This is a genomic window from Streptomyces sp. NPDC058653 (assembly GCF_042716895.1).
Taxonomy (GTDB): Bacteria; Actinomycetota; Actinomycetes; order Streptomycetales; family Streptomycetaceae; genus Streptomyces.
The window spans coordinates 40,511-48,122 of record NZ_JBHXRM010000057.1; the positions used below are offsets into that span (position 1 = coordinate 40,511).

The 7,612-nt window shown below is 69.7% G+C and carries 9 protein-coding genes and 1 pseudogene; 6 read left to right on the forward strand and 4 right to left on the reverse strand.

Translation table 11 applies throughout. The features are described 5' to 3' along the window. Positions 1–19: 19 nt before the first annotated feature. From ACFWU9_RS33005 to ACFWU9_RS33015, 3 genes are all read left to right on the forward strand, one after another. Entirely contained in the window at positions 20–280 is a 261-nt protein-coding gene (locus ACFWU9_RS33005; RefSeq protein WP_384324759.1) for a UBP-type zinc finger domain-containing protein, read from the forward strand. A gap of 250 nt (positions 281–530) precedes the next feature. Continuing rightward, positions 531–944 (forward strand): anti-sigma regulatory factor, encoded by a 414-nt coding sequence (locus tag ACFWU9_RS33010; RefSeq protein ID WP_023538758.1) that lies wholly within the window; start codon positions 531–533, stop codon positions 942–944. Beyond that, a complete protein-coding gene (locus tag ACFWU9_RS33015; RefSeq protein ID WP_384324760.1) occupies positions 941–1,915 on the forward strand; it encodes an RNA polymerase sigma factor SigF in 975 nt (324 codons plus the stop codon). The genes ACFWU9_RS33010 and ACFWU9_RS33015 overlap by 4 nt, the downstream gene beginning before the upstream one ends. 119 nt (positions 1,916–2,034) lie before the next feature. On the opposite strand, the gene ACFWU9_RS33020 is transcribed toward ACFWU9_RS33015, so the two are convergent. After that, the gene (locus ACFWU9_RS33020) at positions 2,035–2,463 is read right to left on the reverse strand and encodes a hypothetical protein (protein WP_384324761.1); all 429 of its coding nucleotides are present in this window, start codon (positions 2,461–2,463) and stop codon (positions 2,035–2,037) included. Positions 2,464–2,566: 103 nt separating this feature from the next. Here ACFWU9_RS33020 and ACFWU9_RS33025 point away from each other — a divergent pair, with 103 nt between their 5' ends. Next, positions 2,567–3,535: a diacylglycerol/lipid kinase family protein gene (locus ACFWU9_RS33025; protein WP_384324762.1), complete on the forward strand. Its 969-nt coding sequence runs from the start codon at positions 2,567–2,569 to the stop codon at positions 3,533–3,535. Positions 3,536–3,852: 317 nt separating this feature from the next. After that, a complete protein-coding gene (locus ACFWU9_RS33030; RefSeq protein WP_004937597.1) occupies positions 3,853–4,110 on the forward strand; it encodes a WhiB family transcriptional regulator in 258 nt (85 codons plus the stop codon). A gap of 205 nt (positions 4,111–4,315) precedes the next feature. Here ACFWU9_RS33030 and ACFWU9_RS33035 read toward each other — a convergent pair whose 3' ends face one another. The 3 genes and pseudogenes from ACFWU9_RS33035 to ACFWU9_RS33045 all read right to left on the reverse strand — a co-directional run bounded on the left by ACFWU9_RS33035 (position 4,316) and on the right by ACFWU9_RS33045 (position 6,550). Beyond that, on the reverse strand, positions 4,316–5,806 hold the full coding sequence (locus ACFWU9_RS33035) for a histidine kinase N-terminal domain-containing protein (protein ID WP_384324766.1): 1,491 nt from the start codon (positions 5,804–5,806) through the stop codon (positions 4,316–4,318). A 312-nt stretch (positions 5,807–6,118) separates the two neighbouring features. Then, positions 6,119–6,343 (reverse strand): annotated as a pseudogene (locus ACFWU9_RS33040) (glucosamine-6-phosphate deaminase); the annotation flags it as partial. 75 nt (positions 6,344–6,418) lie between these two features. After that, on the reverse strand, positions 6,419–6,550 hold the full coding sequence (locus ACFWU9_RS33045) for a hypothetical protein (RefSeq protein ID WP_384324763.1): 132 nt from the start codon (positions 6,548–6,550) through the stop codon (positions 6,419–6,421). 180 nt (positions 6,551–6,730) lie between these two features. Between ACFWU9_RS33045 and nagB the strand changes: the two genes are divergently transcribed. Further along, a complete protein-coding gene (gene nagB, locus ACFWU9_RS33050; protein ID WP_384324764.1) occupies positions 6,731–7,513 on the forward strand; it encodes a glucosamine-6-phosphate deaminase in 783 nt (260 codons plus the stop codon). The last annotated feature ends 99 nt before the right edge of the window (positions 7,514–7,612 follow it).

Sequence of the window (7,612 nt, forward strand, 5' to 3'; positions counted from 1 at the left end):
CCGTCGTAACCTGGCCATCATGAGTGAGTGCCAGCACGTTGCCGACCTCCCACGCCCCGAGATATCGCCGCTGAACGAGACGTGCCTGGGGTGCCTGGAGTCGGGCAGCCACCACGTACAGCTGCGGCTCTGTCTGGTCTGCGGACATGTCGGGTGCTGCGACTCGTCGCAACACCGACACGCCTCGCAGCATTTCAGGGATACGGGCCACCCCGTGATGCGTACCTTCGAAGAGGGTGAGACATGGCGATGGTGCTTTGTCGACGGTTCGATCGTCTGAGGCCTGGGTACGTCAACCATCCGCCGGTTCTTCGCAATTGGTTGCCGCACACCTCTAGCCACTGTGCGTGCACATATGCCTACTATGAGTAACTGACAGCTCGGCCCTGGCCCGGGGGTCCCTGCGACACGGGACCATGGATCGCGATAGCGTCGCCAGTCCAGACCGGCTGCGTACCGACTACGTACCGCAAGGCTTCGGGTTTCCCTTCCCGGAGCCCTGAGAAGCTTGTGCCACCTTGGAGGTGAGGGTGTCCCAGATCGCAGGCGAGCCCGGGACCCAGGACTTCGTGGAAGTCCGGCTGCCCGCTGCGGGTGCCTACCTGTCCGTGCTGCGTACGGCCACGGCCGGACTGGCAGCACGTTTGGACTTCACCCTCGACGAGATCGAGGACCTGCGCATCGCGGTCGACGAGGCCTGCGCGATCCTGCTGCAACAGGCCGTACCGGGCTCCGTCCTCAGCTGTGTGTTCCGGCTGATCGACGACTCCCTGGAGGTGACCGTCTCGGCGCCGACGACCGACGGTCGCGCGCCGGAGCGGGACACGTTCGCGTGGACGGTGCTGTCGGCGCTCGCGGGCAAGGTCGACGCGACGGTCGCCGACGACCGCACCGTCGCCATCAGCCTGTACAAGCAGCGCGGCGCGGGACCCGGGCCGGCGTGAGGAACGGGGACGGTCCGGTGCGTGACGAGGAGCGGGTCCCACAGGATCCGCGCGATGGGCATGAGGTTCCGGCGGATCCGGCGCTCGTGCCGTCGGGCATTCCGGAGCAGCAGGCCCGGCCCCATCCGGTGGACGGGCTTGACGGCCAGACGGCCGGGGCGGAGCAGGCGCAGGCAGAGCGGGCGGCCACGATGAGCGAGCACAGGCAACACGATCCACATGACCGCAGCGGGGCACGGGCGATGTTCATCGAGCTGCGCAAGCTGCCCGAGGACTCGCCCGAACGGGCACTGCTGCGCAATCAGCTGGTGCGGATGCATCTGCCGCTCGTGGAGCATCTGGCCCGCCGGTTCCGCAACCGCGGGGAGCCGCTGGACGACCTGACGCAGGTCGCGACGATCGGCCTGATCAAGTCGGTCGACCGGTTCGATCCGGAGCGGGGTGTCGAGTTCTCGACGTACGCCACCCCCACGGTCGTCGGCGAGATCAAGCGGCACTTCCGCGACAAGGGCTGGGCGGTGCGGGTGCCGCGCCGTCTCCAGGAGCTGCGGCTGTCGCTGACGACGGCGACGGCCGAGCTCTCCCAGCAGCACGGCCGCTCGCCGACGGTGCACGAGCTGGCGGAGCGCCTCGGCATCTCCGAGGAGGAGGTCCTCGAAGGGCTGGAGTCGGCCAACGCGTACAGCACGCTGTCGCTGGACGTGCCGGACACGGACGACGAGTCCCCGGCGGTGGCGGACACGCTCGGCTCCGAGGACGAGGCGCTGGAGAGCGTCGAGTACCGCGAGTCGCTCAAGCCTCTGTTGGAGGATCTGCCGCCGCGCGAGAAGCGGATCCTGCTGCTGCGCTTCTTCGGCAACATGACCCAGTCGCAGATCGCGCAGGAGGTCGGCATCTCCCAGATGCATGTCTCGCGACTGCTGGCACGGACTCTGGCGCAGCTGCGCGAAAAGCTCCTCGTGGAGGAGTGAGACCGCTCCTCGTACGTGGAGAGAAGGCGGTGACGGGGGTGAGCGGTCCCTGATCGCCGGGCAGCGCCGGGCAGACCCACGAGCGTCCGGCGATCGCCGTGCGCGCCGGTCGTGGCGCCCTACGCCCGGTCGGGGCCCCTGATGCCGAGGGCCTCCGTCGTCGTCGGACTGAGCAGCAGGACCAGCCCGGAGACGGCCACCACCGCGAGGACGATCCCGGCGGGGATCAGCGCGCCGCTGGAGCGCAGCAGCGTCCAGGCGACGGGCAGCGCCATGATCTGGGTGGCGACGGCCGGGCCCCGGCTCCAGCCCCGCTTCAGCAGCAGTCCACGCGCGGCCAGCAGCGGGATGACGCCGAGGGCGATGAGGGTGAGACCGCCCATCTCGGCCTGCTGGGGGCTGTCGGGACGCCCCAGCAGACCCATCACGAGCAGATACCCGCCGCCGGCGACGAGCGCGAGGGCTTCGAGCCCCGCGCAGACGGCGGCTGCTGTCAGTCGGCCGGGTCGCGGGCTCGGGTCGGGGGTGTTCTGGTCAGAGCTGCTCACCCCAGCAGCGTAGCGGCCGGCTCCCGGTGAGCGGCGGTCCCCCGGGCGGGGCGCGGACCTCCCCGGGAGGGGGCAGGGCTCTGTGGCCGGTAATCTCCTGGGTATGCGCGCACTCCTTGTGGTCAATCCGGCAGCAACCACCACCAGTGCCCGCACACGCGACGTGCTCATCCACGCGCTCGCCAGCGAGATGAAGCTGGAGGCCGTGACGACCGAGTACCGGGGGCACGCCCGCGATCTGGGGCGGCGCGCGGCCGACTCCGACGAGATCGAGCTGGTCGTGGCCCTCGGCGGCGACGGCACGGTGAACGAGGTCGTCAACGGGCTTCTGCACCGCGGTCCCGACCCCGACCGGTTGCCGCGACTGGCCGTCGTGCCGGGCGGTTCGACGAATGTCTTCGCCCGCGCGCTGGGGCTTCCCAATGACGCCGTGGAGGCCACCGGCGCCATTCTGGACGCGCTGAGTAACCAGAGCGAACGCACTGTCGGTCTGGGACTGGCGGCCGGGACTCCGGGAACCGACGACGAATCAGTTCCTTCGCGCTGGTTCACTTTCTGCGCGGGATTCGGATTCGACGCGGGAGTGGTCGGCAGAGTCGAACAACAGCGGGAGCGCGGTAAGCGTTCGACGCACGCGCTCTATGTCCGCCAAGTGGTACGGCAGTTCCTCGACGAACCCCATCGCGGGCGCGGCATGATCACCCTCGACCGGCCCGGTGAGAAGCCGGTCGACGATCTCGTCCTGTCGATAGTCTGCAACACCGCCCCCTGGTCCTACCTGGGCAATCGTCCGCTGTACGCGTCGCCGGCCGCCTCGTTCGACACCGCTCTGGATGTACTGGGACTGAGCAAGTTGTCGACCGCGGCGGTGGCTCGTTATGCGACGCAGTTGCTCAATTCGACCCCCGAACGGGGCCCGCACGGCAAGCACGCGGTTTCACTTCACGACCTGACCGACTTCACCTTGCAATCGAAGGTCCCTCTGCCCTTCCAGATGGATGGCGACCACCTGGGACTGCGAACGAGCGTGACGTTCACAGGCGTACGCCGTGCACTGCGTGTGATTGTGTGAGTGGAAGTTAGGAAAGTCCTTTCACTCGAACGTTTAGGCTGGCCTCCACCCCATGGAAGTACGGCTGTGACCGAGTCGACACCGAGGAATCAAAAAAAACTTTCCTGAAGGGGTTGTATCCGCCGCCGAGGTTTGCGAATCTCTACATGGCACTCGGGACGGCCCGCAACACCGGCCTCCACTGAGCGCCAGAACCCCCTCCTCAAACCAGGACGACACCAGTTCATCTGGGAGTCAGCCCTTCCCTTGCGGGGGGATTCGTGAAAGCGTTCACATTCACAAGCAATCCGCACGTAACACCCAGAGAGGTAGCAGCCATGGACTGGCGTCACAACGCCGTTTGCCGCGAGGAAGACCCCGAGCTCTTCTTCCCCATCGGCAACACCGGTCCTGCGCTGCTGCAGATCGAGGAAGCCAAGGCCGTCTGCCGTCGCTGCCCCGTCATGGAGCAGTGCCTGCAGTGGGCGCTCGAGTCCGGTCAGGACTCGGGTGTCTGGGGTGGCCTCAGCGAGGACGAGCGCCGCGCGATGAAGCGCCGTGCCGCTCGCAACCGGGCGCGTAACGCGACCGCCTGAGCCCCCGCACCGACCTTGAGCAAGGCGGCGCGTACAGCGTGTACGCATAACCCCGCCCCCGAGCCGCAGCGCGCAGTACCCCCCGATGCGCAAACGTCATAGAGCTTGAGGCCGAGCCCCGGACCGTCACCACGGTCCGGGGCTCGTTGCTGTGACCGGTGGGTCCGGCCACCGCCCCGAACCGCCGACCGGGCATAGGGCTCGACTACTTGTACGGTTCCACGGGGATGTCGAGGATCACCCGCGTACCCCGCTCCTGTCCGGGCAGCATGTCGAACCCGCCGCCCAACTCGCCCTCCACCAGCGTCCGTACGATCTGCAGGCCCAGGTTGCCGGCCCGCCGGGGGTCGAAGCCCTCGGGCAGTCCCCGGCCGTCGTCCTGGACGGTGATGAGCAGCCGGGCGTCCGAACGGCCGCCGTCGCCGGGGCGTTTGGGCCCGCCGCCGCTGCGGACGGCGTGCACCTCGACCGTGCCGCGCTCCCCGGTCGCGAACGCGTGCTCCAGCGCGTTCTGCAGGATCTCGGTGAGGACCATCGAGAGCGGTGTGGCCACTTCGGCGTCCAGGATTCCGAACCGGCCGGTCCGCCGGACCGTCTTGCCGGGTGAGATCTCCGAGACCATCGCGAGCACCCGGTCCGCGATCTCGTCGAACTCGACGCGTTCGTCCAGATTCTGGGAAAGCGTCTCATGGACGATGGCGATGGAACCGACCCTCCGTACGGCCTCGTTGAGGGCCTCCCGGCCCTGCTCCGAGTCCATCCGCCGCGCCTGGAGCCTGAGCAGCGCGGCGACGGTCTGGAGGTTGTTCTTCACCCGGTGGTGGATCTCCCGGATCGTGGCGTCCTTCGTTATCAACTCGCGCTCACGCCGCCGCAGTTCGGTGACGTCCCGGAGCAGGATCAGCGCGCCGATCCGGACGCCCTTCGGTTTGAGCGGGATGGCGCGCAGCTGGATGACGCCGCCCCGGCTCTCCACCTCGGTCTCGCGCGGGGCGTAGCCGCTGGCCAGTTTGACCAGGGCCTCGTCCACCGGGCCGCGCGCCGGGGCCAGTTCGTCGGTCGTCTGCCCGAGGTGATGTCCCACCAGGTCGGACGCGAGTCCCAGCCGGTGATACGCGGACAGGGCGTTGGGGCTCGCGTACTGGACGAGGCCGTCGGCGTCGAGCCGGATCAGACCGTCGCCGACACGGGGCGAGGCGTCCATGTCGACCTGCTGGCCGGGGAAGGGAAACGATCCGGCGGCGATCATCTGCGCGAGGTCGGAGGCGGACTGGAGGTAGGTGAGCTCCAGCCGGCTGGGGGTGCGGACCGTGAGGAGGTTGGTGTTGCGGGCGATGACGCCGAGGACGCGGCCCTCACGGCGTACGGGGATCGACTCGACCCGCACCGGGACCTCCTCGCGCCACTCCGGGTCGCCCTCCCGCACGATCCGGCCCTCGTCCAGCGCGGCGTCCAGGAGCGGTCTGCGGCCCCGGGGGACGAGATGGCCGACCATGTCGTCCTGGTAGGACGTGGGGCCCGTGTTGGGGCGCATCTGGGCCACGGAGACATAGCGGGCGCCGTCGCGGGTGGGGACCCACAGCACGAGGTCCGCGAAGGACAGGTCGGAGAGCAGCTGCCACTCCGAGACCAGCAGATGAAGCCATTCGAGATCGGACTCGGTCAGGGCGGTGTGCTGGCGTACGAGGTCGTTCATGGAGGGCACAGAGGCGAGCGTACCCGTGGGGTGAACCGGGACGGCCCGCTCCACGTGCTCGCGGATGGGCCGGAAAATGCCCTCCCCGATCCATGGACAGAGGGGAATGGTCTAGTCCACAATGCTTGGGTAAAGCTTCCGTCCTCCCCGCACAGGAGGACGGAACGGGGTAACCGGCGCTCTCTGCCCTGACTGCGTCGATACCTCTCTCACGGCCTTCGTGGCCGTTGCAACTCCGGGCTGCGGTGCCGGACGGGCTGAGGGTCCCGTCCTGGCGCCGCGGCCCGTGGGTGTTCCCGGGTCGGTGCTCGCTCAGCGAGTCTCGGTGATCTTGGCGGGCGCGCGTGGCGCGTCCGGGTCCTGGTCCCGGGCCATGGCGATCTCGTACGCCGGCCGCTGGAGCGGCAGGATCTCCAGAAGAGGCTGGACCTCCTCGGCCGCGCCCTCCGCGGGAAGGGCGAATCCGGCCGACGCGCCGGCGACCTCGGAGGCGGGCCCGACGACGCACAGGTCCGCGCCCCGCCCGCGCAGCAGGTCCGCGAAGTTCTCCGCTCCGAGTTCGGCTCCCGCCGCGCGGGCGGCCCGGGCGGCGGCCACCAGGTCGGGCGAGCCTCAGCTGCCGCGCGGGGTGAGCAGGACGAAACGCGGACGCCGGGCGGCGATCTCGGCGGCCAGCGTCCGGCCCGGCGGATCGGTACCCGCCGCGCGGGCGGACTCTTCGTCGGAGGGGTTCGTCGCGGACATGCCGGATGCCTCCAGGGGGCTGAAGATGACCGGGGGGCGGCGCGCACGGGGCGCGCACAAGTCGACCACGGGAACCCATTCCCCCGCCGGCGGAAGGGGCCTGGACGCCCTGGCACCCTCTGCTAGATTGGTCTATACCACAATAGTCAGAGGACCCTTCACCAGATCGGCAGGCGCAGCGTGGAAGTTGTCATCGTCCAGGACGCCGCGGCGGGCGGCGAACTCATAGCGGAGACCATCGCGGACCTGCTGCGCCGTAAGCGCGACGCCCTGCTCGGGGTGGCCACGGGTTCGACCCCGCTGCCCGTCTACCAGGCGCTGACGGCCAAGGTCCGGGCCGGCGAGGTGGACGCGTCGGGCGCCCGCATCGCGCAGCTCGACGAGTACGTGGGCCTGCCGGCCGGGCACCCGGAGTCGTACCGCTCCGTGGTCCTGCGCGAGGTCGTCGAGCCGCTCGGGCTCGGCGAGAGCGCGTTCATGGGGCCGGACGGGGCCGCCGAGGACGTACAGGCCGCGTGCGAGGCGTACGACCGCGCGCTCAGCGAGTCGGGCGGGGTGGACCTCCAGCTGCTCGGCATCGGGACCGACGGGCACATCGGCTTCAACGAGCCGTGCTCCTCGCTGGCCTCCCGCACCCGTATCAAGACGCTCACCCGCCAGACCCGGCAGGACAACGCCCGGTTCTTCGACAGCCTGGACGAGGTCCCGCACCACGTGATCACCCAGGGCATCGGCACGATCCTGGAGGCCCGGCACCTGGTGCTGCTGGCCACGGGTGAGGGCAAGGCCGAGGCGGTGGCGCAGACGGTGGAGGGGCCGGTGGCCGCCGTCGTACCGGCGTCCGCGCTGCAACTGCACCCGCACGCCACGGTGGTGGTCGACGAGGCCGCCGCGTCCAAGCTGAAGCTCGCGGACTACTTCCGCGACACCTACGCCGCCAAGCCGGACTGGCAGGGCATCTAGGGCCGGTGCCGGAAGTCCGGCCCCAGACGTCGCTCCCGCCCGCACCCACGACGGAGGCCGGGGACCATCAGGTCCCCGGCCTCCGTCGTGGGTGCGTGG